Origin of the sequence: Thermomonas flagellata, assembly GCF_022419185.1 — a bacterium.
Taxonomy (GTDB): Bacteria; Pseudomonadota; Gammaproteobacteria; order Xanthomonadales; family Xanthomonadaceae; genus Thermomonas; species Thermomonas flagellata.
The window spans coordinates 90,142-116,081 of record NZ_JAJOZK010000003.1; the positions used below are offsets into that span (position 1 = coordinate 90,142).

The following is a 25,940-nucleotide window of genomic DNA, read 5'->3' on the forward strand; positions in this document are numbered from 1 at the left end:
CGCCTCAACCCGGCAGCTGCTGGGCCATCTGATAGGCCATCGCGCAGCGGTTGCCGGAGGCGCAGTAGGCCAGCACCTTGCCCGGCGCCTGCGCCAGCACCTGCTTGAGCTGGGCGGCCTGGGCCGGGGTCACCGCGCCGGAACGGACCGGGATGAAGTGGGTCTGCAGCCCGTGCTTCTTCGCCTCCGCCTCGACCTGGGCCCAGTCGGGCTGGCCGAACATCTCGCCGTCCGGGCGCATGCAGACCAGGGTGGTGTAGCCGGCGGCGGCGATCGCGGCGACCTCGCGCGGATCGACCTGCGGACTGACGTGGTAGTTGGGGGTGAGCGGGGTGATCGCGGGCATGGGGGACTCGCGCTGGCAAGAGTGGTTGCAAAGGAAACGGCGCGGGCCGCCGGGCGGCCCGCGCCATGAGAGTACCGCAAGCGCCGGTCAGGCCGCCGGCTTCATCGAAAAGTACCAGTCGGTGGTCTCCAGCCCGGCCTGCAGGCGGTCCTTCAGCTCGTCCACCGTCTTCGGCGCACCGACCAGCACTTTGTCCCCTGGCTGCCAGCCCTCCGGGGTGGCCACGCCGTTGGCGAGGCTGTACTGCAGGGCCTTGACCAGGCGCAGGATCTCGGCGATCGAGCGGCCGTTGGTCATCGGGTAGTAGATCATCGCGCGCAGGATCCCGGTGTCGTCGATCACGAAGGTCGCGCGCACCGCCGAGGTGTCGGACGCCCCCGGATGGATCATCCCGTAGGCCCGCGCCACGTCCATCTTCAGGTCCTCGATGATCGGGAACGGGATCTCGACCCCGAACTTCTCCTTGATGTTCTGCACCCAGGCCAGGTGCGCGAAGATCGAGTCGATCGACAGCCCGAGCAGCTCGGTGTTGATCGCGCGGAACTCGTCCGCGGCGCGCGCGAAGGCCATGAACTCGGTGGTGCACACCGGGGTGAAGTCGGCCGGGTGCGAGAACAGCACCAGCCACTTGCCGCGGTAGTCGGCCAGCGCGCGCGGGCCGTGGGTGGTCTGGGCGTGGAAGTCCGGCGCCGGCTCGTTGATGCGCGGCAGCCCGACCGCCGGCGCGGGCGCGGCGACGGCGGTCTCGGCGGCGGTCACGGCCTTGGGGGTGGCGTCGTTGCAGCTCATCGGGAGTCTCCTCGGGTTGGGGGAAGTTCGGTTGGGGGCAATGCTGGCGACGGTGGAAGGAAGGGCCGACGGGGCCGAGAGGCAGGGAGCCGGGGGGAAGTCTCGGCCCCGTCGGTGCAAGCGCGTGTCAACGACCGGTGACGCCGGGGATCACGGGCCTCGGCGAAGGCGTCCGGCCGCGACCGCACGGTGTGCACCTTAGGCCGCGCCTGCCATGATGGGAAACGAATTGTTTTGCGCTGTGTGATCGCATATTTCGATAAGATGGCAGCGCCTCCCGGTGCTCCGCCCCGCCATGCCCGCCCTGCCCAACCTGCGCCACCTGCGCTATCTGGTCGCCCTGCACGACCACCTGAACTTCAGCCGCGCGGCACAGGCCTGCTTCGTCACCCAGTCCACCCTCAGCGCCGGCATTCGCGAGTTGGAGGCGCAACTGGGCGCGCAGGTGGCCGAGCGCAGCAAGCGCCACGTGGTGATCACCCCGCTCGGGCACCGGCTGGTCGCGCGTGCGCGCCCGCTGCTGCGCGAGGCGGCGGCGCTGCTGGAGATGGCGCGCGAGGACGGGGACGCGATGGCCGGCACCCTGGAGATGGGCGTGCTGCCGACGATCGGGCCCTACCTGCTGCCGCGGCTGGTACCGGCGGTCACCCGCCAGTTCCCGCACCTGCGCCTGGCGCTGCGCGAGGACAAGACCGGCAACCTGCTGGCGCAGTTGGCGCAGGGCCGGCTCGACCTGGTGCTGATGGCCTTCCCCTACGACACCCCGGGGATGGAGAGCGCGCCGCTGTTCGAGGACGCCTACCGCTTCGCCACCCGCGACGACGACATGCCGCGGCCGCAGCGCGGACGCCGCTTCGACCTGCAGGCGCAGATCGACGAGCGCAACCTGCTGCTGCTCGAGCACGACCACTGCCTGCACAGCCATGCCCTGCCGGCGTTGCAGCGCGCGGCCGAAGTCGGGCGCGCCAACTTCGCCTCGACCAGCCTGCACACCCTGGTGGCGATGGTGTCCGAGGGCATGGGCGCGACCTTCCTGCCGGACCTGGCGATCAACGGCGGCATCCTCAAGGGCAGCCGGGTGGTGGTGCGCCCGCTCGGCGATGCCGCCAACGCCCGCACCATCGGCCTGTGCTGGCGGCGCGGCGCGGCCCGGCGCGACACCTTCCTCGCCCTGGCCGCCTTCCTGCGCGAGTGGGCCGCGCAGCATGTGCGCCCATGGCAGCCGGGCGGGCCGCACAGCGCGCGCGATCTGGCCTGAGTTCCCGCGCAGCGTGACCGCGCGCACGGAACCGTGCGCCTGCCATCGCCGCGACATGCAAGCGTCAAGCGGGCATGGCAGGCTCGCGCGCCCAATCACAGGGGTGACCATGCACCACACCATCCGCACCGCCGCAACCTGCGCCGGCCTGGCCCTGCTGCTGGCCGGCTGCAACGCCCAGCAATCCGATACCACCGCCGCCCCGGCCACGGCCAGCGCCCCGAGCGCGGCCCCCGCGCTGCCCGCAGCCAATGCCGAGGAGCTGCGCGCGCGCGCGGCGCAGGCCACCGCTGCGCAACGCTTGTTTGCCCCGACCGGGGACAACGCACTGGAGTACTACCTCGCCCTGCGCACGCGCGTCCCAGACGACCCCGCGGCGCGCGCGGCGCTGGAGGACCTGCAGCCGCAGCTGGTCATCGCGGTGGAACAGGCGCTGGCCCGCGACCGCCTGGACGAGGCGCGGCGCCTGCTCGGGCTGCTGGCGCAGGTGGATGCGCAGGCGCCGGCGCTGGCACGCCTGCGCGCCAGCTTGGCGGAAGCCGACCGCCTCGCGCAGGCGCGCACCCAGGCCGCGGACGAGCAGGCGCGGCTGGCGGCCGAGCGCGCGCAGGCGGCGCTGCGCCAGCAGGCCGAGGCGAATGCCGCGCGCCTGGCGCGCGAGCGCGCGGACAGCACGCCGGCCAGCCCCGCGGCCACCGCTGCCGCCACTGTGGCGGCGCCCGCCGCCGCGAGTCCGGCACCCGCGCCCGTCGCGGCCCCCGCGCCGACTCCGCCGCCACCGAGCGAGCGTGCGGCCGCGCGCGCCCCGGACCCCAGTGCCGACAGCCGCCCAGCCATCGCCGCCGCACCGGCACCTGCCCCTGCACCGGCATCGCCCCCCGCGCCCGCGGCCGCGCGCAGTGCGTCCGGCGGCGCGCCGGCCGCGGCCCCGCGCCTGCTGCGCGACGCCGCCCCGCGCTATCCGCAGAACGCCGGGGTGAACGTCAAAGGCGAGGTGACCATCGCGTTCACCATCCTGCCGGACGGCAGCGTGGCCTCGCCGCGGGTGGTCTCCTCCACCCTGCCGCCGGCGTTCGAGCGCGCGGCGCTGGCCGCGGCCCAGCGCTGGAAGTTCGAGGGCACCGGCAGCGCGCAGGAAAGCCGACGCACCGTCGCGTTCTAGGCGCAGGCGCTATCCTGATCGCCCGTGGCCCAGGACACCCCCATCATGACCCGCAAGCGCGTGTTGTTCGTGTGCGTGGAGAACAGCAACCGCAGCCAGATGGCGGAAGCCTTCGCGCGTCTGCACGGCGGCGACCGGGTGGAGGCGCTGAGCGCCGGTTCGCGCCCGTCCGGACGGATCAACCCGAAGGCGGTGCGGTTCATGGCCGAACGCGGCTATGACCTCAGTACCCATGCCAGCAAGTCGCTGCAGGAGGTGGGCGGCGCGTTCGACGCGGTGGTGACCATGGGCTGCGGCGACGACTGCCCGTGGGTGCCGGCGCAGCGGCGCGAGGACTGGGCGCTGCCCGACCCGCGCGACCTCGACGACGACGGCTACCGCGCGGTGCGCGACGAGATCGAACGCCGGGTGCAGGCGCTGCTGGCCGCGCTGTAGGCCGACCCCGGGGCCCTCACAGCCAGCGCCGCACCCGCCGCCGGTAATCCGCGTAGGCGGCGCCGAAGCGTGCGTGCAGGGCGCGCTCCTCGGGCAGGATCTGGAAGCGGGTGACGTAGGCCACGAACAGCAGGGGCGCCAGCAGCGCCGCCGGCTGCCCCAGCCACAGCGCCCAGCCGCACAGGCTCGACGCCATCCCGAGGTACATCGGGTTGCGGCTGATCCGGTACGGGCCGTGCACCACCATGCGCGCGCTGCGCTCGGGCGCGAGCGGGTTGACCGTAGTGCCCGCGCGCAGCACCACTGCCAGTGCCCACAGGTCGAGCGCGGTCCCGGCCAGCACCGCGGGCAGCGCGAGGGCCAGCCGCAGCGCCTGCGGCCAGTCACAGGGCGCCCATGCCCGCGCGCCGGCCCAGGCCAGCAACGCGCACGCCAAGCCGACCACCGGCGGCGGCACCCGATGGTCCAGCCAGTGCCGGCGCGGCGCGGCGGGCATGCTCAGCGCGCCTGCAGGGCCTGCAGCTGGCGCGCCAGCCCGGCCTCGGTCAGCTCGCCCATGTGCGCCTGCACCAGATGCCCGCGGGCATCGTAGAACAAGGTCGTGGGCAGGCCGCGCGAGCCGGCCGCCTGCATCAGCGCCGAGGCCGGATCGCGCACCACGTTCTGCAGTGCGAACGGCTGCCGCTGCAGGAAGGCCGCGACCTCGGCCGGCGTCTCGCCCTGGTTGGCGAACACGAACGCGACCTGCGGATGCGCCGCCTGCGCGCGCGCCAGCACCGGCATCTCGCGCCGGCAGGGCGGGCACCAGGTCGCCCACAGGTTGACCACCAGCGGCCGCCCGCCGGCCAGCGCGGCCAGATCGGTGCGCGCCGCGGGCGTCGTCGCGGTCTGCAGCTCCAGCGTCACCGCCGGCAGCACCGCCCCCGCCAGCATCCGCGCATGCAGCAGGCCCAGCCCCAGCCAGACCGCCAGCCCGACGCCCGCGCCCCAGGCCAGCGGCTGGCGCAGCGCCGGCTGGCGGCGGATGCGCCAGACCAGGAAGGCGAGTGCCGCCAGCACCCCGAGCCAGCCGAGATAGCCGCCGTCGCCCAGCCGCAGGACCGCCCACGGATCCGCCAGGTAGGCCCGCCACCAGCGCAGCACGAAGCCGACCCGCGCCGCCAGCACTCCGACCAGCAGCGCGTCCAGCAACGCCGGCGCGACCGCCGGGCGCGGCTCCGGCAGCCGCCGCGCGATCCCGGCCGCGACCCCGGCCGCCAGCGCCCAGGCCAGCAGCAGGATCACCGCATCGATCGGGAACGGGCCAAGGCTGGTCAGCATCGCAGGCGGCAGCGGGGCGGGAAGCGCAAGGCTAGCCGCCGCCGCGCGCGTGTGCCATCCGCCCGGCCGCGGCAGGGGCTGCCCGTACAATGGGCGGATGACCGACGCCCCCACCCGCACCGCCTTCCACGGCTTCGAACAGATCCCGCTGCGCGAGTACGCCGAGCGCGCCTACCTCGACTACTCGATGTACGTGGTGCTCGACCGCGCCCTGCCGTTCATCGGCGATGGCCTCAAGCCGGTCCAGCGCCGCATCGTGTACGCGATGAGCGAGCTCGGCCTCGATGCCGGGGCCAAGCCGAAGAAGTCCGCGCGCACCGTGGGCGACGTGATCGGCAAGTACCACCCGCACGGCGATTCGGCCTGCTACGAGGCGCTGGTGCTGATGGCGCAGCCGTTCTCGTACCGCTACCCGCTGATCGACGGCCAGGGCAACTTCGGCTCCAGCGACGACCCGAAGTCGTTCGCGGCGATGCGCTACACCGAATCCAAGCTGGCGCCGATCGCCGAAGTGCTGCTGGGCGAGCTGGGCCAGGGCACGGTGGACTGGACGCCGAACTTCGACGGCACCTTGGAGGAACCGGCCTGGCTGCCGGCGCGGCTGCCGCACCTGCTGCTGAACGGCACCACCGGGATCGCCGTGGGCATGGCCACCGACGTGCCGCCGCACAACCTGGGCGAGATCGTCAGCGCCTGCGTGCGCCTGCTGGACGATCCCGACGCCACCGTGCGCGACCTGTGCGAGCACGTGCGCGGCCCCGACTACCCCACCGCGGCGGAGATCATCACCCCGGCCGCGGATCTGCGCGCGATCTACGAGACCGGCAGCGGCTCGCTGCGCGCGCGCGCGGTGTACGTGCGCGAGCAGGGCAACCTGGTCATCACCGAACTGCCCTACCAGGTCAGCCCGAGCAAGGTGATCGAGCAGATCGCCCAGCAGATGCGCGCCAAGAAGCTGCCGTGGCTGGAGGACATCCGCGACGAGTCCGACCATGCCAACCCCACCCGCATCGTGCTGGTGCCGCGCAGCAACCGGGTGGACGCCGAGCAACTGATGGGCCACCTGTTCGCCACCACCGACCTCGAGAAGAGCTACCGGGTCAACCTCAACGTGATCGGGCTGGACGGGCGTCCGCAGGTCAAGAACCTCAAGCAGCTGCTGAGCGAGTGGCTGACGTTCCGGCAGGACACCGTCACCCGCCGCCTCAAGCATCGCCTGGACAAGGTCGAGCGCCGCCTGCACCTGCTGGACGGCCTGCTGGTGGCCTTCCTCAACCTCGATGAGGTGATCCGCATCATCCGCAGCGAGGACGCGCCCAAGCCGGTGCTGATGGCGCGCTTCGCGCTATCCGAGGCGCAGGCCGACTACATCCTCGACACCAAGCTGCGCCAGCTGGCGCGGCTGGAGGAAATGAAGATCCGCGGCGAGCAGGACGCGCTCGCCGCCGAGCGCAAGACCCTGCTGGCCACCCTCGAGAGCAAGGCGAAGCTGAAGAAGCTGATCAAGGACGAGCTGCTGGCCGACGCCAGGAAATTCGGCGACGACCGCCGCAGCCCGCTGGTGACACGCCAGGCCGCACAGGCCCTGGACGAGGCCGAACTGGTCGCCAGCGAGCCGATGACCGTGGTGCTGAGCGAGAAGGGTTGGGTGCGCGCGGCCAAGGGCCACGACATCGACGCCGCCGGGCTGTCCTACCGCGAAGGCGACCGCCTGCTCGCCGCCGTGCGCACGCGCAGCACGCAGCAGGTGGCGTTCCTGGATTCCGCCGGGCGCAGCTATTCCACCGCCGTGCACAGCCTGCCGTCGGCGCGCGGCAACGGCGAGCCGCTGACCGGCCGCTTCAGCCCGCCGCCCGGCGCCAGCTTCCAGGCCCTGGCCAGCGCCGGCAACGACGACCGCCTGGTGCTGGCCTCCAGCCATGGCTATGGCTTCGTCACCCGGTTCGAGAACCTGACCAGCCGGCAGAAGGCTGGCAAGGCGCTGCTCTCGCTCGCGGATGGCGCGCGCGTGCTCGCCCCGGCGCCGGTGCACGACCCGGCGAGCGACCGCGTGGTGGTGGCCACCAGCGCCGGGCACGTGCTCGCCTTCCCGCTGGCCGAGCTGCCGGAACTGGACAAGGGCAAGGGCCACAAGCTGATCGAGATCCCCAAGGCCAAGCGCGGCACCGAACAGGTGGTGGCGGTGGCGGTGGTGCCCGCCGGCGGCAAGCTGCTCATCGCCTCCGGCGCGCGCACCATGACCCTGGCGTTCAAGGACCTGGACGCCTACCTCGGCGCGCGCGGCAGCCGCGGCGGCCTGTTGCCGCGCGGCTGGCAGAAGGTGGATGGACTGGCGGTGGAGGCCTGACCGCCGCACGTTCCGCGCAGCGGCATTTCGCGTCGCGTGGCGGAATGCACAGCGGTCGGCGCGTCCAACCCGAGGAGACACGCATGCAACCGGAATTCTGGCAACAGCGCTGGGCCCACCACGAGATCGGCTTCCACCAGCCGGTGCCGACCCCGCAGCTGCTCGCGCACTGGCCGGCGCTGGGCGTCCCGGCCGGCGCGCAGGTGTTCGTGCCGCTGTGCGGCAAGTCGCTGGATCTGGCCTGGCTGGCCGGCCAGGGCTACCGCGTGCTGGGGGTGGAGCTGTCGCAGATCGCGGTGGACGAGTTTTTCGCCGAGCACGGGCTGGTGCCCGCGGTGGAACGCACCCGCTACGGCCTGCACCACCGCGCAGGCGCGATCGAGCTGATCTGCGGCGATGCCTTCGGGCTGGACGCCGAAGCGCTGGCCGGCTGCGCCGCGGTGTTCGACCGCGCCGCCCTGATCGCCCTGCCGCCGGACATGCGCCAGCGCTACGCAGGCACGCTGTATGCGCAGCTGCCGGCGGGCTGCCGCGGCCTGCTGGTCACCCTGGAATACCCCCAGGCCGAGCGCGCCGGCCCACCCTTCAGCGTGGACGAGGCGGAGGTACGCGCGCTGTACGCACCGCACTGGGACGTGGCGCGGCTGGAACGCCAGCCGATCCTGCCGGGGCAGCCGGGCTTCGTCTCCGGCGCCTCGCGCCTGGCCACCGCCGCCTACGCGCTGACCCGGCGCTGAACCTGGTCGCCCCCGTGGAGGCTTGATCGGCATCAAGCCGGGCCGGACCGGGCACGACTACAGTCGCGGCAGCCCGGTGGAGAGCCCCGCATGCCGCAGACCGCCCTCGCCTTCGATGCCGACCTGCTGCGCCGCTACGACCGCCCGGGGCCGCGCTACACCTCCTATCCGACCGCGCCGCAGTTCCACCCCGGGTTCGGCGAGGCCGAGCTGCGCGCCGCCGCCGCGCGCAGCAACGGCGATCCGATCCCGCGCCCGCTGTCGCTGTACGTGCACGTGCCGTTCTGCCACAGCCCCTGCTTCTACTGCGGCTGCAACCGGGTCATCACCCGCGACCCGGCGCGCGGCGAGGCCTACCTGGCCCGCCTCCGGCGCGAGATCGCCCTCACCGCCCCGCTGTTCGACCGCGACCGCCGCGCCGTCCAGCTGCACTTCGGCGGCGGCACCCCGAACTTCCTGAGTGCCACCCAGTTGGCCGACCTGGCCCTGCTGCTGCAGAGCCGCTTCCACTTCGGCCCGGCCGCGGACTGCGACATCTCGATCGAGCTGGATCCGCGCCACGGCCGGCCGCAGGACCTGCCGGTGCTGGCCGAGGCCGGCTTCAACCGCGTCAGCCTCGGCGTGCAGGACTTCGACCCGGCCGTGCAGCAGGCGGTCAACCGCGAGCAGGGCATCGAGGACACCGCGGCGATCATCGAGGCCGCGCGCGGAGCAGGGATGCAGTCGATCAACATCGACCTGATCTATGGCCTGCCGGGGCAGTGCCTGGAGGGCTTCGGCCGTACGCTCGAGATCGTCACCGAACTGCGCCCGGACCGCCTGGCGGTCTACAGCTACGCGCACCTGCCGCACCTGTTCAAGGCCCAGAAGCAGATCGACGCGCGCCTGCTGCTGGACGGCGAGGCCAAGCTGGCGCTGCTGCAGCTGGCGGTGGAGCGGCTCACCGCCGCCGGTTACGTCTACATCGGCATGGACCACTTCGCCCTGCCCGGCGACGCGCTGGCGCGCGCCCGCGCGCGCGGCGACCTGCACCGCAACTTCATGGGCTACACCACCCACGCCGACAGCGACCTGATCGGCCTGGGCGTGTCCGCGATCAGCCACATCGCCGACACCTACAGCCAGAATCCGCGCGACCTGCCGGCCTGGGAGGCGGCGATCGACGCCGGCCGCCTGCCGGTGGCGCGCGGGATGGTGCTCGACGCCGACGATGAACTGCGTGCCGACCTGATCCAGGGTCTGATGTGCCACGGCGAGATCCCGATCCCGGCGCTGGAGGCACGCCACGGCATCGCCTTCGCCGAATACTTCGCGGCCGACCTGGCGCGGCTGTACCCGCTGGCCGAGGACGGCCTGGTCACGATCGCCCCGGACGCCATCCGCGCCACCCCGCGCGGGCAGCTGCTGCTGCGCAACATCGCGATGTGCTTCGACCGCTACCTGGCGCCGCCGGCGGACGCGGCGGACACCCGCCCGCGCTACTCGCGCGCGATCTGAACGCGCCGGCTCAGGCGCGGCCGCCGCGCGCCCGCGCACGTGCCATGTCGGCCTCGCAGCCCTGGGTCTGGGCGCGCAGCGCCTGCGGGTCGAGGATGCGTACGCGGCGCCCGCGCACCTCGATGATGCCGTCCTCGTGCAGGCGACTGAAGCCGCGGCTGACGGTCTCCAGCGCCAGCCCGAGGTGGCGGCCGATCTCCTCGCGGCTCATCGGCAGGCTGAACTCCTCGCCCGGCTGCCCGATCCGCCGGTAGCGGTCGCTCAGGCCCTGCAGGAACAGCGCGATGCGCTCGCAGGCCTGGCGCCGCGAAAGCACTTCCACCAGGTCGTGGTCGCGATCGGCGCTCTGTCCCATCACCCGCAGCAACTGGCGCTGCAGGCTCGGCAGCTGGCCGGCGACCTGCGCCAGGCTGGCGAACGGCAGCTCGCACACCCGCGCGTCCTCCAGCGCGACCGCCTCGCAGCGGTGGCGGCCGGTGCCGACCGCGTCCAGCCCGAACAGCTCGCCGGGCAGGTGGAAGCCGAGCACGTGCTCCTCGCCGGATTCGCTGACCACCACGGTCTTGAAGCTGCCCTCGCTGGCCACGAACACCGCGCCCAGCGGATCGCCGGCGCGGTACAGGCGATCGCCGCGCGCGACCGGGCGGCGCTTCTTCACCAGCTCGTCCAGCCGCCCGAGGTCGCCGCGGTCGATCCCGGCCGGCAGGCACAGCTGCGCCAGCGAGCAGTCGGCGCAGCTGCGGCGCAGGCGGGCCAGGTCGATCGGGCTGACGGACGGCGTGCTCACTGATACCCCCGGGGGTATATTATGCGGGCGGATCCCGGGGGGGATTATGGGCCATGCGGCCCGCGCAGGGCGGTATTGATCCGGATCAAGAGGCGTCCCGCCGCGGGCGGGAACAATTCGCGCGCAATCCAGGTGGAGGTTCGCATGCAGGCCATGACTGCAACATACAACGACAAGGTGGTGAAGCAGTTCGCCATCGCCACGGTGCTGTGGGGGATCGTGGGCATGCTGGTGGGGGTGATCGTCGCCACCCAGCTGTACTGGCCCCACCTGTTCGAGGGCATCCCGTGGCTCAGCTACGGGCGGCTGCGCCCGCTGCACACCAACGCGGTGATCTTCGCGTTCGGCGGCTCGGCGCTGATGGCGACCAGCCTGTACGTGGTGCAGCGCACCAGCCACGTGCGCCTGCTCTCCGACAAGCTCGCGGCCTTCGTGTTCTGGGGCTGGCAGGCGGTGATCGTGGCCGCCGCGATCACCCTGCCGCTCGGCATCACCCAGAGCAAGGAGTACGCCGAGCTGGAATGGCCGATCGACATCCTGATCACGGTCGTGTGGGTGGCCTACGCGGTGCTGTTCTTCGGCACCATCGCCCGGCGCAAGGTCACCCACATCTACGTGGCCAACTGGTTCTATGGTGCGTTCATCATCGCGGTCGCGCTGCTGCACGTGGTCAACAACCTGGCCCTGCCCTCGACCCTGACCAAGTCCTATTCGCTCTACAGCGGCGCGGTCGACGCGATGGTGCAGTGGTGGTACGGCCACAACGCGGTCGGCTTCTTCCTGACTGCCGGCTTCCTCGGGATGATGTACTACTTCGTGCCGAAGCAGGCCGGGCGCCCGATCTACTCCTACCGCCTCTCGATCGTGCACTTCTGGGCGCTGATCGCGGTCTATATGTGGGCCGGCCCGCACCACCTGATGTACACCGCGCTGCCGGACTGGGCGCAGAGCCTGGGCATGGTGTTCTCGCTGATCCTGCTGGCGCCCAGCTGGGGCGGCGCGATCAACGGGATCATGACCCTGTCGGGGGTGTGGCACAAGCTGCGCACCGACCCGATCCTGAAGTTCCTCATCGTCTCGCTCAGCTTCTACATGATGAGCACGTTCGAGGGGCCGATGATGTCGATCAAGACGGTCAACTCGCTGTCGCACTATACCGACTGGACGATCGGCCACGTGCATTCCGGCGCGCTCGGCTGGGTGGCGATGATCTCGATCGGCTCGATCTACTCGCTGCTGCCGCGCATGTTCAGCCTGAAGGAGATGTGGTCGACCCGGCTGGTGGACGTGCACTTCTGGATCCACACCATCGGCGTGGTGTTCTACATCGCGGCGATGTGGATTGCGGGGGTCATGCAGGGCCTGATGTGGCGCGCCACCAACGCCGACGGCACCCTCACCTACACCTTCGTCGAGGCGCTCAACGCGACCTACCCGTACTACCTGGCGCGCCTGGTCGGCGGGCTGATGGTGCTCAGCGGCATGTTCCTGATGGCCTGGAACGTCTACAAGACCTGGGCCATGGCCAAGTCGCCGGCGGAGCAGCCGGTGCTGGCCCCCGACCCGTCGCAAGCGCGCGCCTGAGGAGACGGCCATGAGCGAGAACCAGACCCCCTATGCCCACGAGAAGGTCGAGAGGAACGTCGGCCTGATGGCGATCCTGATCGCAGTGGCGGTGTCGTTCGGCGGCCTGGCCGAGATCGTCCCGCTGATGTCGCAGGCGGAGGCGATCGAGCCGCTGCCCGGCATGAAGCCGCGCACCGCGCTGGAGCAGGCCGGCTTCGACGTGTACGTGCGCGAGGGCTGCTACAACTGCCACTCGCAGATGGTGCGCACCCTGCGCTTCGAGACCGAGCGTTACGGCCACTACTCGCTGGCCGGCGAATCGGTGTACGACCGCCCGTTCCAGTGGGGCAGCAAGCGCACCGGACCCGACCTGGCCCGGGTCGGCGGCCGCTACAGCGACGACTGGCACCGCGTGCACCTGATGAACCCGCGCGACGTGGTGCCGGAGTCGAACATGCCGAGCTTCCCGTGGCTGGCCGAGAACAAGCTCGACCCGGCGGTGGTGCAGGAGCACCTGCGCACCCTCAAGCGCCTGGGCACGCCGTACACCGACGCCGAGATCGCCGCCGCCGCGCAGGAGCTGGAAGGCAAGACCGAACTGGATGCCGTGGTCGCCTACCTGCAGAGCCTCGGCAAGTACGCGCCGAAGGGGAGCAGTTGAGCCATGGTCTACGGAATCGTGACGCTGCTGCTGATGCTGATCTTCATCGGCGGCTGGATCTGGGCCTGGAGCCCGCGCCGCAAGAAGGCCTTCGACGAGGCCGCCAGGCTGGCGCTGGACGACGCAGACACGACGCAGGGTGGGAAGAAGCAGGGCGCCGACAGCGACGCCCACAGCGAAAGGGGTGACACGCCATGAGCACGGGCTGGTCGATCTACGTCATCGCCCTGGTGGTGCTGAACATCGTCGGGTACGTGGTGCTGCTGTGGTGGACCTCGCACCGCCGCCCCGGCGACCCGGCGCCGGAGGACACCAGCCACCTGTGGGACGGCGACATCACCGAGTACAACAAGCCGCTTCCGAAGTGGTGGATCAACCTGTTCTACCTGACCATCCTGTTCGCGATCGGCTATCTGATCTGGTTCCCGGGCCTGGGCGCGTTCGCCGGGGTCGGCCACTGGACCAGCGCCAAGGCGGTCAAGGAGGCGCAGGCGCGCGAGAACGCCAAGCTGGCCAAGACCTTCGCGCCCTACGCCAACCAGCCGATCGACAAGCTGGCGCAGGATCCGAAGGCGCTGGCGCTGGGCAAGTCGATCTACGGCAACAACTGCGCCACCTGCCACGGCTCCACCGGCCAGGGCGCGCTCGGCTACCCCAACCTGACCGACGACATCTGGCACTGGGGCGGCTCGCCCGACCAGGTGCTGGAGACCGTGCTGCACGGGCGCGAGGGCGTGATGCCGAGCATGGGCAGCGTGCTCACCGGCATGGGCGGGCCGAACGCGGTCGACGAGGTCGTGGCCTACGTGCGTGCGATGGGCAACCCGGAGGCGCTGAAGAACGACTACCTCGCCGCCCAGGGCAAGAAGCTGTTCGAGGGCGTGTGCGCGGCCTGCCACGGCGCCGACGGCCAGGGCAACCCGGCGATGGGCGCGCCCAACCTGACCGACAACTACTGGCTGTACGGCAACAGCGCGGCGGCGATCCGCAAGACCATCATGGACGGCCGCCACGGGGTGATGCCGGCGTGGGAGCCGATCCTCGGCGACACCCGCGCGCGCCTGGCCGCGGCCTACGTGTGGTCGCTGTCGCACAACAAGCCGGGGGCGGCGGCCGCCGCCGCGCCATGAGCACGCCGGCGCCGTTCGACCATCCGCCGCGCCCGCTGGCGCAGCGGATCGGCGCGATCCTCTGGCCCAGCTTCATCGCCGCGGCGGTCGCCGCGGCGGTGTTCTTCGCCTTCGTCGATCCCGAGCAGCTGCGCGAGATCGCCTTCCCCGGGCATGCGCTGTCGCGGATGCTGGTCAGCGGCCTGATGTTCTTCGCGTTCTGGGCCGCGACCGCGGCCTCCAGCCTGTTCACCTGGATCCTGCTGCGCCCGGCCAGCCGCTACAACCGCGCGCTGCCCCCGGACTGACCGCGGCCCGCGGCCGCCCCCACCCGCCCGCCCACGATGGCCAGCCAAGACGACAAGAAGAAGATCGAGATCGCGCTCGACGCCGGCATGCCCGGGATGTACGTCAGCGAGCGCAAGGTCTACCCGCGCGAGGTGTCCGGCCGCTTCGACCGCCTGCGCAAGGCGGCGGTGTTCTGGCTGCTGGGCATGTTCTACCTGTTCCCGTGGCTGAACTGGGACGGCCGCCAGTCGGTGCTGTTCGACCTGCCGGCGCGCAAGTTCTACGTATTCGGGCTGACCTTCTGGCCGCAGGACTTCATCTTCCTGGCGATGCTGCTGATGATCGCGGCGTTCGCCCTGTTCTTCTTCACCACCCTCGCCGGCCGCCTGTGGTGCGGCTATGCCTGCCCGCAGACCGTCTGGACCGAGACCTTCCTGTGGATCGAGCGCTGGACCGAGGGCGACCGCAACAAGCGGATGAAGCTCGACCAGCTGCCGTGGAGCCACCGCGAGAAGCTCCTGCGCAGCGGCAGCAAGCACGTGCTGTGGGTGCTGTTCGCGCTGTGGACCGGGTTCACCTTCGTCGGCTTCTTCTCGCCGATCCGCGACCTCGGCGCGCGCCTGCTGCACCTGGACCTGGGTGGCTGGGAGACCTTCTGGATCCTGTTCTACGCGCTGGCGACCTGGGGCAACGCCGGCTTCCTGCGCGAGCAGGTGTGCAAGTACATGTGCCCGTACGCGCGCTTCCAGAGCGCGATGTTCGACCGCAACACCCTGCTGATCGCCTACGACCCGATGCGCGGCGAGCCGCGCGGCGCGCGCCGGCGCGGCCTGCCGAGCGTGCTCGAGCGCGCGCGCGGGCTGCTGCCGTTGGCGCAGGCAGAGGACTACGTGGTGCGCGCGGCGTTCAACCCGAGCGCCGCCGACGCACGCAGCGGCGCGCACGGCACCATCACCTTCGACCGCAGCGCCCGCCACGACCCGCTGCCGAAGTTCGCGCCGGAGGAACTCGGCGACTGCATCGACTGCACCCTGTGCGTGCAGGTCTGCCCGACCGGGATCGACATCCGCAACGGCCTGCAGTACGAATGCATCGCCTGCGGCGCCTGCATCGACGCCTGCGACTCGGTGATGGAGAAGATGGGCTATCCCAAGGGCCTGATCCGCTACGACACCCAGAACGGGATCGACGGCAAGCCCACCCGGGTACTGCGCCCGCGCATCTTCGTGTACGGCACCCTGCTGGTGCTGCTGCTGGCCGGCTGGATCGCCGGCGTCACCCTGCGCAGCCCGCTGAGCGTGGAGGTGCTGCGCGACCGCAATGCGCTGTACCGCGAGACCGCCGACGGCCTGGAGAACAGCTACACCCTCAAGCTGATCAACAAGACCGACCAGCCGGTAGCCTACCGGCTGCGGCTGGCGCAGGCCCCGGCCGGCGCGCACCTCAGCCGCGTGCCGCCGGAGGTGGTGCTGGAGCCGCAGCAGGTGCTCAACCTGCCGGTGACCGTGGTCGCGCCGGAAGGCCCGCGCGGGCGCGCGCCGCTGCGGTTCGAACTGGAATCGCGCGACGGCCGCGTGCGAAAGTCGGTCGACAGCAGCTTCTTCGGCCCGATCTGATGGCGCAGGCCCCGTCCCACTGGCGCAACCCCGTGCTCTGGCTGGTGCTGCTGCTGCCGCTGGCGGCGGTGGTCGCCGGGGTCGGGATGGTGGTGGTCGCCAGCCGCAGTAGCGGCAACAACGACCTGGTCAACGACGAGGTCCGCCGCACCGGCCAGATCCAGCAGGCGGCGATCGGCCCGGACGCGACGGCGCGCGCGGCCGGGCTGTCGCTGGTGCTGCGCAGCCAGGACGGCGTGCTCGAGCTGTTCCCGGCCACGGGCCGGTTCGACCGCACCCGCCCGCTGCGGCTGCTGCTGGAGCACCCGACCGAGGCGCGCCGCGACCTACGCCTGGAACTGCCGCCGAGTGCCACCGGCTGGCGTGCTGCGCAGGTGCTGCCGGCTGCCGACCATTGGAACCTGACCGTCACCGACCCGGACGGTCACTGGCGCCTGAAGGGCCGGCTGGACGCCGGCCTGCACGCGGCGCGGCTGGCGCCGGCGCTGCCCGCGGGGCACTGAGATGGCGACCGCCGCGCTCCCGGCCCGGCCCGGCGCGGACGGCGCGGCTGCCGCACGCGCCGAGGCCACCTGCTACCACTGCGGCGAGCCGCTGCCGGAGGCCCCGGCGCGCGCGACCGTGGCCGGCGCAGAGCGCGCGTTCTGCTGCACCGGCTGCGCCGCCGCCAGCCAGTGGATCGCCGACAGCGGCCTGTCCGACTACTACCGCCTGCGCACGGCCACGGGCGCCCGGGTGGACACCGCCCCCGCCGCGCTGGAGGTCTGGGACGACCCCAGCGTGCAGGCCGAGCACGTGCGCCGCACCGAGGACGGCTGCGAAATCACCCTGATCGCCGACGGCATGCACTGCGCCGCCTGCGCCTGGCTGATCGACAACGCGCTGACCCGCGAGCCGGGGGTCAAGCTGGCGCAGGCCAACGCGGTCACCGGCCGCCTGCGGCTGGTCTGGGATCCCGCCCGCATCCGCCTCTCGCACGCCCTGCAGCGGCTGCGCGCGCTCGGCTACAGCCCGGCGCTGGCCACCGGCGCCGCGCGCGAGCAGGCGCGCCGGCGCGAACGCAACCGCGACCTGCTGCGGATCGGGATCGCCGGGCTCGGCAGCATGCAGGCGATGATGTTCGCCGAGGCGCTCTACCTCGACACCGGCAACAGCATGTCGCTGCCGATGCGCGACTTCCTGCGCTGGATCACCTTCCTGGTGGCGACCCCGGTGGTGTTCTACGCCGGCTGGACCTTCCTCGCCGGGGCCTGGCGCGAGCTGCGCCTGCGCCGCCCGGGGATGGATACCCTGGTCGCGACCTCGGTGCTGCTGGCCTACTTCGCCAGCGTGTGGGCGACCGTGACCGGCGGCGCGCACGTGTGGTACGACGCCGCGGTGATGTTCGTGTTCCTGCTGCTGGCCGCGCGCCTGCTCGAGCAACGCGCGCGGCGGGTGGCCAGCGCGCAGGTGGATGCGCTGGCGCGCGCGCGCCCGGTGTTCGCCACCCGCCTCGACCCCGCAGGCCAGCCGCAAGCGGTGCCGCTGGCGGCGCTGCAGGAAGGCGACGTCGCGCTGGTCGCCGCCGGCGAGCCGCTGCCGGCCGACGGCGAGCTGCTGGACGCCCCGGCGCAGCTGGAGGAAGCCCTGCTCACCGGGGAATCGCGCCCGGTCACCCGCCAGCCGGGCGAGACCGTGCTCGCCGGCAGCCTCGCGCACGCGCGCCCGCTGCGGCTGCGGGTCACCGCGACCGGCACCGCGACCCGGCTGTCGCACCTGATCCGGTTGGTGGAGGCGGCGCAGGCGCACCGCCCGCCGCTGGCGCAGGCCGCCGACCGCATCGCCGCCTGGTTCGTGCTCGGCATGCTGCTGGCGGCGACCGCGGTGTACTTCGCCTGGCGGGTGCTCGACCCGGCGCGTGCGTTCGAGGTGGCGCTCAGCCTGCTGGTGATCAGCTGCCCGTGCGCGCTCTCGCTCGCGGTCCCGGCCGCGCTCGCAGCGGCGCACGGCGCGCTGGCGCGGATCGGGGTGCTGGCCACCCGTCCGGACGCGCTACAGCGGCTGGCCAGCGCCACCGACGTCGTGTTCGACAAGACCGGCACCCTCACTGACGGCCAGCCGGAACTGCGCGCGATCGAACCGCTGCCCGACACCAGGCTCGACGAGGACGCCGCGCTGGCGATCGCCGCGGCGCTGGAACGCGGCAGCCGGCATCCGCTGGCGCAGGCGTTCGAGGCCGCCGCGCGCGCGCGCGAGCTGGCGATCGCGCCCGCCGCGGACGTGCGGGTGCGGCCGGGGCTGGGCCTGCAGGGCCGGGTCGGCGGCCGCGACTGGCGGCTCGGGCGTGCCGACTTCGCCGCCGCCGGCGCAGGCGACGACGGCCGCCTGTGGCTGGGCGACGGCACGCGCCTGCATGCGGCGTTCGCGATCGGCGAACGGCTGCGCGCAGACGCCGCGGCCGCGGTCGCCGCGCTGCGCGCGGCCGGGCTCGAGGTGCACCTGGCCAGCGGCGACGGCGCCGCCGCGGTCGCCGGAATCGCCGCCGCGCTGGGGATCGCCGATGCGCGCGCACGCCTGGCGCCAGAGGACAAGCTGGCGCTGGTGCGCGGGCTGCAGGCCGGCGGGCGGCGGGTAGCGATGGTCGGCGACGGCATCAACGATGCGCCGGTGCTGGCGGCGGCGGACGTGGCGATCGCGCTCGGCGACGGCGCCGCCCTGGCCCACCGCAGCGCCGACCTGGTGCTGGCCGCGCCGGCCCTGCAGCGCATCCCGCAGGCGCTGGCGCTGGCGCGCCGCAGCGGGCGCATCGTGCGCCAGAATTTCGCCTGGGCGCTGGGCTACAACGCGCTGGCGCTGCCGCTGGCCGCGCTCGGCTGGGTCACCCCGTGGCTGGCCGCGCTCGGGATGGCGGTGTCCTCGCTCACGGTCACCCTGAACGCCCTGCGCCTGACCCGGAGCCGCGCATGAGCATCCTGCTGCTGCTGATCCCGCTGAGCCTGGTGCTGCTGGTGGTGGCGGTATGGGCCTTCGTCTGGGCGGTGCGCAAGGGCCAGTTCGACGACCTCGACACCCCCGCGCTGGACATCCTGCGCGAGGACGATCCGCCCGTGCGCGCCGCGCCGGAGCGGGAGGAGCCACCGCGCGATGCCGGTTGACGCGCTGGTCCTGCTCGGCGCGTTCGCCAGCGGCCTGCTCGGCAGCGCGCACTGCGTGGCGATGTGCGGCGGCATCGCCACCGGGCTGTCGCATGGGCGCCAGCACGGCCTGTGGCAGGCGGCGCTGCCCAACCTCGGGCGGATCCTCGGCTATGCGCTGGCCGGCGCGATCGTCGGCGGGCTCGGCGGCGGGCTGCTCGCGCTGGCGCGCACGCCCTGGCTGGCGGTCGGCATGCGCGCGGCGGTCGGCCTGGTGCTGATGGTCGCCGGGCTGCGCCTGCTCGATCGCCGCGGCTGGCTGCCGCGCTTCGCCGGCGGCAGCGGGGCGCGCCTGTGGCAGTGGCTGGCGCCGCTGCGGGCGCGGGTGTGGCCAGCGGACACCGCGGGCAAGCGGCTCGCGCTCGGCATGCTGTGGGGCTGGATGCCGTGCGGACTGTCCACCACCCTGCTGGCCGCGGCCTGGCTGCAGGCCAGCGCCTGGCACGGGGCCCTGACCATGCTCGCGTTCGGGTTGGGCACCCTGCCGGCGATGGTGCCGCTGACCTGGGCGGGGGTGCGGATCGCGCGCCTGCTGAACGCCGGCGGCACCCGCACGCTGGCCGGCTGGGGCGTGATCGCCGCCGGCGTGGTGACGCTCGCCGGACCCTGGCTGATGCAGGTGCCGGCGTTGCACGGCGTGCTGTCCGCGCTCGGGTGCCGCAGCCTGCCCGGCTGACGGCACCCGCCGCGCTCAGCCGCCGATGGGCGGCGTCAGTTCTTGCACTTGGTGAACTTGCCGTGCTCGTCGCGGCACTGCTTCTTCTCGGGCTTGGCCTCGCACTTGACGAACTTGCCCTTGGCGTCGCGGCAGGGCTCGTGCTTGGCCGGCTCCGCCTTCTTGGCCTCTTCCTTCTGCATCGGCTTGGCCTCGGCCGGCTTGCTCGCAGGCTTGGCCTCTTCCTTCTTCATCGGCTTGGCTTCCGCCGGCTTGGCGGCGGGCGCGGCGGCCTGCGGGGTGGCCTGCGGGGTGGCGGCGAGGGCCTGGGCGCCGAACACCAGCAGCGAGGCCAGCAGGGCGGAACGCAGGATCTGTTTCATGGCAGGGCTCCGGTCGGAGTGGGTGGATGGCCGGCGCATTAGGCCGGGCGCCGGTTTGCCGCGGGGTGACGGCGACATGACAGCCGCGTCATCCGATGCCGGGCAACGCAGCAATGCCGACGCGACGGCCACGGCGCGCGTGCGCATGCCATCATCTGCCGCCGTCCGCCCTGCCCGCCGAGCCGCCGATGTCCGCACCCGCCCCTGCCCCGTCCCGCCGCCGCTGGCTGTGGTGGCTGCTGGCCCCGATCGCCCTGGTCGCGCTGCTGCTGGCGGTGCTGGCCTGGCTGCTGACCGGCAGCCTGGCCCGGCTGGACGGCCGGATCGCCCTGCCCGGGCTGGCGGCGCCGGCCACGGTCGAACGCGATGCGCTCGGGATCGCCACCGTGGACGCCGCCAGCGCCGCCGACGCCATGCGCGCGCTCGGCTACGTGCATGCGCAGGAGCGCTATTTCGAGATGGACCTGTCGCGCCGGCTGGCCGCCGGCGAGCTGGCCGAACTGGTCGGTAGCAAGGCGCTGGAGGCCGACCGCAAGCACCGGGTGCACCGCCTGCGCGCGCGGGTGGCGGCGGATCTGGCGCGCATGGACGGGGAGGAGCGCGCGCTGCTGGACGCCTACGTGGCCGGCGTCAATGCCGGCCTGGCCGCCCTGCGGGTGCGGCCATGGCCCTACCTGCTGCTGCGGCAGGCGCCGCGGCCGTGGACCGCGGCCGACAGCCTGCTGGTCGGCATGGCGATGTACTTCGACCTGCAGGATGCCGAGGGCAAGGACAGCCTCGCCCTGTGGCGGATGCGCCCGCACCTGCCGCCCGCGCTGTACGCGCTGCTGACCCGCGACGGCACCGCCTGGGACGCGCCCTTGTTCGGCCCGCCGCGCGGCAACGCCGTGCTGCCGGAGGCGGCCACGCTCGACCTGCGCGCCCTACCCGCGCCGCCGCGCGCGCCGGCGCAGGCCGCGACCGCCGCCATCGCGGCGCCAGAACCCGCCTCGGTGGTCGGCAGCAACAACTTCGCCGTCTCCGCGCGCGCCACCGCCGATGGCCGCGCGATCGTCGAGGACGACATGCACCTGACCCTGCGCGCGCCGAACATCTGGTTCCGCGCGCGCCTGCGCTACCCCGACCCCAAGGCGCCCGGCGGGCGGGTCGACATGACCGGCTTCAGCCTGCCGGGGCTGCCGGCGATCGTGGTCGGCAGCACCGGGCACATCGCCTGGGGCTTCACCAACAGCTACATCGACACCGCCGACTGGCTGCGCCTGCGCCCGTGCGGCGCGCGGCCGCAGCCCGGCTGCACGCCGGTGCAGGTGCACACCGAGGTGATCAAGGTCGCCGGCGGCGCGGCGGAACGCCTGGAGGTCGAGGAGACCGCGTGGGGCCCGATCCTGCACCGCGAGCCGGACGGCCACGCGCTGGCGCTGCGCTGGGTGGCGCACCTGCCCGGCGCGCTCAACCTGCATCTGCTGGACTTCACCCGCGCCAGCTCGGTGGAGGACGCCCTGCGCGCGGGCGACCGCATCGCGATCCCGACCCAGAACCTGATGCTGGCCGACCGCGGCGGGCGCATCGGCTGGCGCCTGCTCGGCCCGATCCCGCAGCGCGGCCCGGGCTGGGACCCGGCGCACCTGGTCGAGGAAGCCAGCGCGCAGCCGGCCTGCGCGCCGTGGCCGATCGCGACCGACCGCGCGCCGCAGCTGTACGACCCGCCGGACGGCCGGCTGTGGACCGCCAACAACCGCACCCTGGACGGCGCGGCGCTGGCCTATGTCGGCGACGGCGGCTACGACCTCGGCGCGCGCGCGCGCCAGATCCGCGACGACCTGTTCGCGCGCCCCACCCTGGACGAGCGCGCGCTGCTCGCGATCGCGCTGGACGACCGCAGCCTGTTCCTCGATCCCTGGCGCGCCTTCCTGCAGGCGCAGGCGGCGCGCCAGCGCACCCCGGCGCTGCAGGCGCTGGCCGCCGCCAGCGCCGACTGGCCCGGGCGCGCCGCGGTGGACTCGGCCGGCTACCGGATCGTGCGCGCGTGGCGGCTGGCGGTGGTGGAGCGGATCGCGCGCGGGCTGTCCGCGCCGGCGCTGGCCGCGCTCGGCCCGGACTTCGCCCTGCCCAAGTTCCGCCAGCTCGAGGGCGTGGCCTGGCCGCTGCTGCAGCAGCAGCCGGCGCACCTGCTGCCGCGCGCCTGGCCGAGCTGGGCGGCGCTGTTCGAGGATGCCGCCGCCGAGGTCCAGCGCGACCTCGGCCGCCACGGCCCGTTGCCGCAGCGGACCTGGGGCGAGCGCAACACCGCGCACATCTGCCACCCGTTGGCGGCGGCGCTGCCGGCGCTGGCCGAGCGCGTGCTGTGCATGCCGGCGGTGCCGCTGCCGGGCGACGCCGACATGCCGCGGGTGCAGGCGCCGGCGTTCGGCGCCAGCGAGCGCATGGTGGTCAGCCCGGGGCACGAGGCCGACGGCATCACCCACATGCCCGGCGGGCAGAGCGGGCACCCGCTGTCGCCGTTCTGGGGCGCGGGCGAGGCGGGGTGGGCCGCGGGCGAGCCGACCCCGTTCCTGCCCGGCGCCGCCCGCCACCGCCTGCAGCTGCAGCCGCGCTGAGCGCGGCGGCCGCTCAGGCCGCCACGTGCACGTCGCGCACCGCGCGCCCGGACGGATCCGCGGCGGCGGCGAACGCCGCGTCCCAGGCGATCGCCGCCGGCGAGGAGCAGGCGATCGACTTGCCGCCGGGCACGCTGCGCGCGCAGGCCTCGCCCGGGAACTGCTGTTCGAACAAGCTGCGGTACCAGTAGGCCTCCTTGGTCTGCGGCGGGTTGATCGGGAAGCGCTCCTCCGCGGCGGCCAGTTCGGCGTCGCTGACCCGCTGCTCGGCATGCGCCTTGAGCCCGTCGATCCAGCCGTAGCCGACGCCGTCGCTGAACTGCTCCTTCTGCCGCCACAGGATTTCCTCCGGCAGCGCGCCGGCGAAGGCCTCGCGCAGCACCGCCTTCTCGATCCGCCGGCGTCCGTCCGCGCCGCTGCCCGCCATCTTGTGGGCGGCGTCCATGCGCATCGCGGTGTCGATGAACTCCACGTCCAGAAAGGGCACCCGCGCCTCCACGCCCCAGGCCATCATCGCCTTGTTCGCGCGCAGGCAGTCGTACTGGTGCAGGGCATCCAGCTTGCGCACCAGCTCCTCGTGGAAGGCGCGCGCGTCCGGCGCCTTGTGGAAGTAGAGGTAGCCGCCGAACAGCTCGTCGCTGCCCTCGCCGGAGAGCACCATCTTGACCCCCATCGCCTTGATCCGGCGCGCGAGCAGGAACATCGGGGTGGACGCGCGGATGGTGGTGACGTCGTAGGTCTCGACGTGGCGGATCACCTCCGGGATCGCGTCCAGCCCCTCGGCGAAGGTGTAGGTGAAGCCGTGGTGGACGGTGCCGAGCGCGTCCGCCGCGCGCTGGGCGGCGGCCAGGTCGGGCGAGCCCGGCAGCCCGATCGCGAAGCTGTGCAGGCGCGGCCACCAGGCCTCGCCGCGGTCGTCGTCCTCGATCCGGCGGCGCGCGAAGCGCGCGGCGCAGGCGGCCACCAGCGAGGAGTCCAGCCCGCCCGAGAGCAGCACCCCGTAGGGCACGTCGCTCATCAGCTGGCGGTGCACCGCGCGCTCCAGCGCCTGGCGCAGCTCCGCGCGGTCGGGGGCGACTCCCTGCACCGCGTCGTAGTCGCGCCACGCGCGCCGGTACCAGCGCTGCGGCGCCTCGCCGGCGGCGCTGTCATACACATGCCCCGGCGGGAACAGCGCCGCGTCCGCGCACACGTCGGCGATCGCCTTCAACTCGGAGGCGACCCACAGCCGCCCGGCGTCGTCATGGCCCCAGTACAGCGGGCAGATGCCCATGTGGTCGCGCGCGATCAGCAGGCGCTGCGCCGCGGCGTCCCACAGCAGGAAGGCGAAGATGCCGTTGAGCCGCGCCAGCCACTGCGCCGGCGCCTCGCCGTCGCGGTACAGGGCGTTGATCACCTCGCAGTCGGAGCCGGTCTGGAACGCATACGGATGCGCCAGCCGGCGCTCGAGGTCGCGATGGTTGTAGATCTCGCCGTTCACCGCCAGCACCAGCGCGCCGTCGGCGGACACGATCGGCTGCGCGCCGCCGGCCGGGTCCACGATCGCCAGCCGCTCGTGCACCAGCAGCGCCGCCGACTCCGCGTGCACCCCGCTCCAGTCGGGGCCGCGGTGGCGCTGGCGCGCGGAATGGGCCAGCGCCTGCGCGCGCAGCGGGCGCAGGTCGGCGCCGGGGCGCAGGTCGAACAGTCCGAGAATCGAGCACATGGGCGGCAGTCCTGTCGGGGTGGGAGGTGGAAGGCGTAAACCGGGGGGGGCGAAAACGCGCGAGCCCGCACGGGGGGGTGCGGGCTCGTCGGGGGATCAGCGTGGGGAATGCGCGCTAATCGCCGGCCCGCGGGAGGCAGGCGTTATTGCGATTGGCATTCGCGCGGAGGCGGGTCACGGCGCGATCCTGCCAGCCGCGCGCGGCCGCTGGCAAGCGTCGGTTGCGCGCGCAAGCATCAGCCGGCCGCGGCCTGCAGCGCGCGCGCCACGTCCTCCAGCAGGTCGGGCGCGTCCTCCAGCCCGGCCGACAGCCGCACCAAGCCCTCGCCAATGCCGGCGGCGGCGCGCTCCTCCGGGGTGTAGGTGGAATGGGTCATGCTCGCCGGGTGCTGCGCCAGCGACTCGGCATCGCCGAGGCTGACCGCGCACGCCACCAGCTGCAGCGCGTCGATGAAGCGCCGCCCGGCCGCGACCCCGCCGTGCAGTTCGAACGCCAGCATCCCGCCGGGCTGGCGCATCTGGCGCGCGGCCAGGGCATGGAACGGATCGTCCGCCAGCCCCGGGTAGTACACCCGCGCCACCGCCGGGTGCCCGTGCAGCAGCCCGGCCAGCGCGCGCGCGTTGGCACAGTGGCGGTCCATGCGCAGGGCCAGGGTCTTCAGCCCGCGCAGCAGCAGGCTGGCATCCGCCGGCGAGAGCACCGCCCCGGTCATGTCCTTGAGCCCCTGCAGGCGCACCTGCGCGGCCAGCTCCGCATCGCGCGCCACCATCACCCCGGCGGTGGCGTCGCCGTGCCCGGACAGGTACTTGGTGGCCGAATGCAGCACCACGTCGGCGCCCAGCGCCAGCGGCTGCTGCAGGTAGGGCGTGGCGTAGGTGTTGTCGACCGCGACCAGCGCGCCCGCGGCGTGCGCCGCGGCGGCCACCGCGGCGATGTCGATCAGGCGCATGTTCGGGTTGGCCGGCGATTCCAGGTACACCAGCCGCGGCCGTTCGCGCAGGCCGTCGGCCAGCGCCGCCGGGTCGGTCATGTCGACCTGGCGCACGCGCACTCCGAACTGGCCGATCCCGTGGTGCAGGAAGGCGAAGGTGCAGCCGTACAGGGTGCGGTCGGCCAGGATGAGATCGCCCGGGCGCAGCAGCGTCCACAGGGTGCTGGTGATCGCGCCCATGCCGGAGCCGAACGCGACCGCGGCGGCGCCGCCCTCCAGCGCCGCCATCCGCGCCTCGAACAGGGCCAGGGTCGGGTTGCCGATGCGGGTATAGACATAGCCCGGCCCCTCGCCGGCGAACGCGCGCGCCGCCGCCTCCGCGCCGGGAAAGGCGAAGGTCGCGCTGTGGTAGGTCGGCGGCACCAGCGCCCCGTGGTGCGCCTGCGGGTCGTAGCCGTGGTGGATGGCGAGCGTGGAGAAGCCGGACATGGCGGGCCAGCGGGTCGGGAGGAGGCCACCAGCCTAGTCCGGCCGCCGCGGAAGAGGCTTGCAATGCTTGCCCTGCGATGGGGGTTCG

25 protein-coding genes are annotated in these 25,940 nt (G+C 73.2%); 17 read left to right on the forward strand and 8 right to left on the reverse strand.

The window, feature by feature from the left end; genetic code table 11:
• Positions 1-4: 4 nt before the first annotated feature.
• Positions 5-346 (reverse strand): protein tyrosine phosphatase family protein, encoded by a 342-nt coding sequence (locus ML340_RS03955; protein WP_240096871.1) that lies wholly within the window; start codon positions 344-346, stop codon positions 5-7.
• Between the two features lie 87 nt (positions 347-433).
• Positions 434-1,135 carry a peroxiredoxin gene (locus tag ML340_RS03960; protein ID WP_240096873.1) on the reverse strand — a complete coding sequence of 234 codons (702 nt, stop codon included), beginning with the start codon at positions 1,133-1,135 and terminating at the stop codon, positions 434-436.
• Between the two features lie 295 nt (positions 1,136-1,430).
• On the opposite strand from ML340_RS03960, the gene ML340_RS03965 reads away from it, so the two are divergent.
• From ML340_RS03965 to ML340_RS03975, 3 genes are all read left to right on the forward strand, one after another.
• Positions 1,431-2,393, forward strand: a complete 963-nt coding sequence (locus ML340_RS03965) for a hydrogen peroxide-inducible genes activator (RefSeq protein ID WP_240096875.1) — start codon at positions 1,431-1,433, stop codon at positions 2,391-2,393.
• Between the two features lie 109 nt (positions 2,394-2,502).
• Entirely contained in the window at positions 2,503-3,555 is a 1,053-nt protein-coding gene (locus ML340_RS03970) for a TonB family protein (RefSeq protein ID WP_240096877.1), read from the forward strand.
• Positions 3,556-3,600: 45 nt separating this feature from the next.
• Positions 3,601-3,990 (forward strand): arsenate reductase ArsC, encoded by a 390-nt coding sequence (locus ML340_RS03975; protein ID WP_240096879.1) that lies wholly within the window; start codon positions 3,601-3,603, stop codon positions 3,988-3,990.
• Between the two features lie 16 nt (positions 3,991-4,006).
• Here the strand turns inward: ML340_RS03975 and ML340_RS03980 are convergent, their stop codons facing one another.
• Positions 4,007-4,486 carry a methyltransferase family protein gene (locus ML340_RS03980; protein WP_240096889.1) on the reverse strand — a complete coding sequence of 160 codons (480 nt, stop codon included), beginning with the start codon at positions 4,484-4,486 and terminating at the stop codon, positions 4,007-4,009.
• A 2-nt stretch (positions 4,487-4,488) separates the two neighbouring features.
• Complete coding sequence (locus tag ML340_RS03985) at positions 4,489-5,310, reverse strand: redoxin family protein (protein ID WP_240096891.1); 822 nt, start codon at positions 5,308-5,310, stop codon at positions 4,489-4,491.
• Between the two features lie 97 nt (positions 5,311-5,407).
• Between ML340_RS03985 and parC the strand changes: the two genes are divergently transcribed.
• The 3 genes from parC (at position 5,408) to hemN (ending at position 9,891) form a co-directional block, all read left to right on the forward strand.
• Positions 5,408-7,657, forward strand: coding sequence for a DNA topoisomerase IV subunit A (parC, locus tag ML340_RS03990; RefSeq protein ID WP_240096893.1), 2,250 nt, complete (start codon positions 5,408-5,410; stop codon positions 7,655-7,657).
• A gap of 83 nt (positions 7,658-7,740) precedes the next feature.
• Complete coding sequence (locus ML340_RS03995; protein WP_240096895.1) at positions 7,741-8,394, forward strand: thiopurine S-methyltransferase; 654 nt, start codon at positions 7,741-7,743, stop codon at positions 8,392-8,394.
• A 90-nt stretch (positions 8,395-8,484) separates the two neighbouring features.
• Positions 8,485-9,891: an oxygen-independent coproporphyrinogen III oxidase gene (hemN, locus tag ML340_RS04000; protein WP_240096897.1), complete on the forward strand. Its 1,407-nt coding sequence runs from the start codon at positions 8,485-8,487 to the stop codon at positions 9,889-9,891.
• Positions 9,892-9,901: 10 nt separating this feature from the next.
• Here hemN and ML340_RS04005 read toward each other — a convergent pair whose 3' ends face one another.
• Positions 9,902-10,678, reverse strand: coding sequence for a helix-turn-helix domain-containing protein (locus tag ML340_RS04005; protein WP_240096899.1), 777 nt, complete (start codon positions 10,676-10,678; stop codon positions 9,902-9,904).
• 144 nt (positions 10,679-10,822) lie between these two features.
• Here ML340_RS04005 and ccoN point away from each other — a divergent pair, with 144 nt between their 5' ends.
• From ccoN to ML340_RS04055, 10 genes are read left to right on the forward strand one after another with little or no spacing between them, the layout of a single operon-like run.
• Entirely contained in the window at positions 10,823-12,262 is a 1,440-nt protein-coding gene (gene ccoN, locus ML340_RS04010; RefSeq protein WP_275672598.1) for a cytochrome-c oxidase, cbb3-type subunit I, read from the forward strand.
• 10 nt (positions 12,263-12,272) lie between these two features.
• The gene (ccoO, locus tag ML340_RS04015) at positions 12,273-12,905 is read left to right on the forward strand and encodes a cytochrome-c oxidase, cbb3-type subunit II (protein WP_240096903.1); all 633 of its coding nucleotides are present in this window, start codon (positions 12,273-12,275) and stop codon (positions 12,903-12,905) included.
• Positions 12,906-12,908: 3 nt separating this feature from the next.
• Complete coding sequence (locus ML340_RS04020; RefSeq protein WP_275672599.1) at positions 12,909-13,103, forward strand: cbb3-type cytochrome oxidase subunit 3; 195 nt, start codon at positions 12,909-12,911, stop codon at positions 13,101-13,103.
• The gene (ccoP, locus tag ML340_RS04025; RefSeq protein WP_240096907.1) at positions 13,100-14,035 is read left to right on the forward strand and encodes a cytochrome-c oxidase, cbb3-type subunit III; all 936 of its coding nucleotides are present in this window, start codon (positions 13,100-13,102) and stop codon (positions 14,033-14,035) included. Before ML340_RS04020 ends, ccoP begins: the two co-directional genes overlap by 4 nt.
• Positions 14,032-14,322 carry a hypothetical protein gene (locus tag ML340_RS04030; protein ID WP_240096909.1) on the forward strand — a complete coding sequence of 97 codons (291 nt, stop codon included), beginning with the start codon at positions 14,032-14,034 and terminating at the stop codon, positions 14,320-14,322. Before ccoP ends, ML340_RS04030 begins: the two co-directional genes overlap by 4 nt.
• A gap of 36 nt (positions 14,323-14,358) precedes the next feature.
• A complete protein-coding gene (locus tag ML340_RS04035) occupies positions 14,359-15,918 on the forward strand; it encodes a 4Fe-4S dicluster domain-containing protein (RefSeq protein WP_338064408.1) in 1,560 nt (519 codons plus the stop codon).
• On the forward strand, positions 15,918-16,421 hold the full coding sequence (locus ML340_RS04040; RefSeq protein ID WP_240096911.1) for a FixH family protein: 504 nt from the start codon (positions 15,918-15,920) through the stop codon (positions 16,419-16,421). Before ML340_RS04035 ends, ML340_RS04040 begins: the two co-directional genes overlap by 1 nt.
• Position 16,422: 1 nt before the next feature.
• Positions 16,423-18,864: a heavy metal translocating P-type ATPase gene (locus tag ML340_RS04045; protein ID WP_240096913.1), complete on the forward strand. Its 2,442-nt coding sequence runs from the start codon at positions 16,423-16,425 to the stop codon at positions 18,862-18,864.
• Positions 18,861-19,052, forward strand: coding sequence for a cbb3-type cytochrome oxidase assembly protein CcoS (gene ccoS, locus ML340_RS04050; protein ID WP_240096915.1), 192 nt, complete (start codon positions 18,861-18,863; stop codon positions 19,050-19,052). The genes ML340_RS04045 and ccoS overlap by 4 nt, the downstream gene beginning before the upstream one ends.
• Positions 19,042-19,767 carry a sulfite exporter TauE/SafE family protein gene (locus ML340_RS04055; RefSeq protein WP_240096917.1) on the forward strand — a complete coding sequence of 242 codons (726 nt, stop codon included), beginning with the start codon at positions 19,042-19,044 and terminating at the stop codon, positions 19,765-19,767. Before ccoS ends, ML340_RS04055 begins: the two co-directional genes overlap by 11 nt.
• A gap of 35 nt (positions 19,768-19,802) precedes the next feature.
• Here ML340_RS04055 and ML340_RS04060 read toward each other — a convergent pair whose 3' ends face one another.
• Positions 19,803-20,129, reverse strand: a complete 327-nt coding sequence (locus ML340_RS04060) for a hypothetical protein (RefSeq protein WP_240096920.1) — start codon at positions 20,127-20,129, stop codon at positions 19,803-19,805.
• Positions 20,130-20,317: 188 nt separating this feature from the next.
• On the opposite strand from ML340_RS04060, the gene ML340_RS04065 reads away from it, so the two are divergent.
• Positions 20,318-22,726, forward strand: coding sequence for a penicillin acylase family protein (locus ML340_RS04065; protein ID WP_240096922.1), 2,409 nt, complete (start codon positions 20,318-20,320; stop codon positions 22,724-22,726).
• A 13-nt stretch (positions 22,727-22,739) separates the two neighbouring features.
• Here ML340_RS04065 and asnB read toward each other — a convergent pair whose 3' ends face one another.
• On the reverse strand, positions 22,740-24,431 hold the full coding sequence (gene asnB, locus ML340_RS04070) for an asparagine synthase B (RefSeq protein ID WP_240096924.1): 1,692 nt from the start codon (positions 24,429-24,431) through the stop codon (positions 22,740-22,742).
• A 236-nt stretch (positions 24,432-24,667) separates the two neighbouring features.
• Positions 24,668-25,852 carry a PLP-dependent transferase gene (locus ML340_RS04075; RefSeq protein WP_240096926.1) on the reverse strand — a complete coding sequence of 395 codons (1,185 nt, stop codon included), beginning with the start codon at positions 25,850-25,852 and terminating at the stop codon, positions 24,668-24,670.
• Positions 25,853-25,940 lie beyond the last annotated feature (88 nt).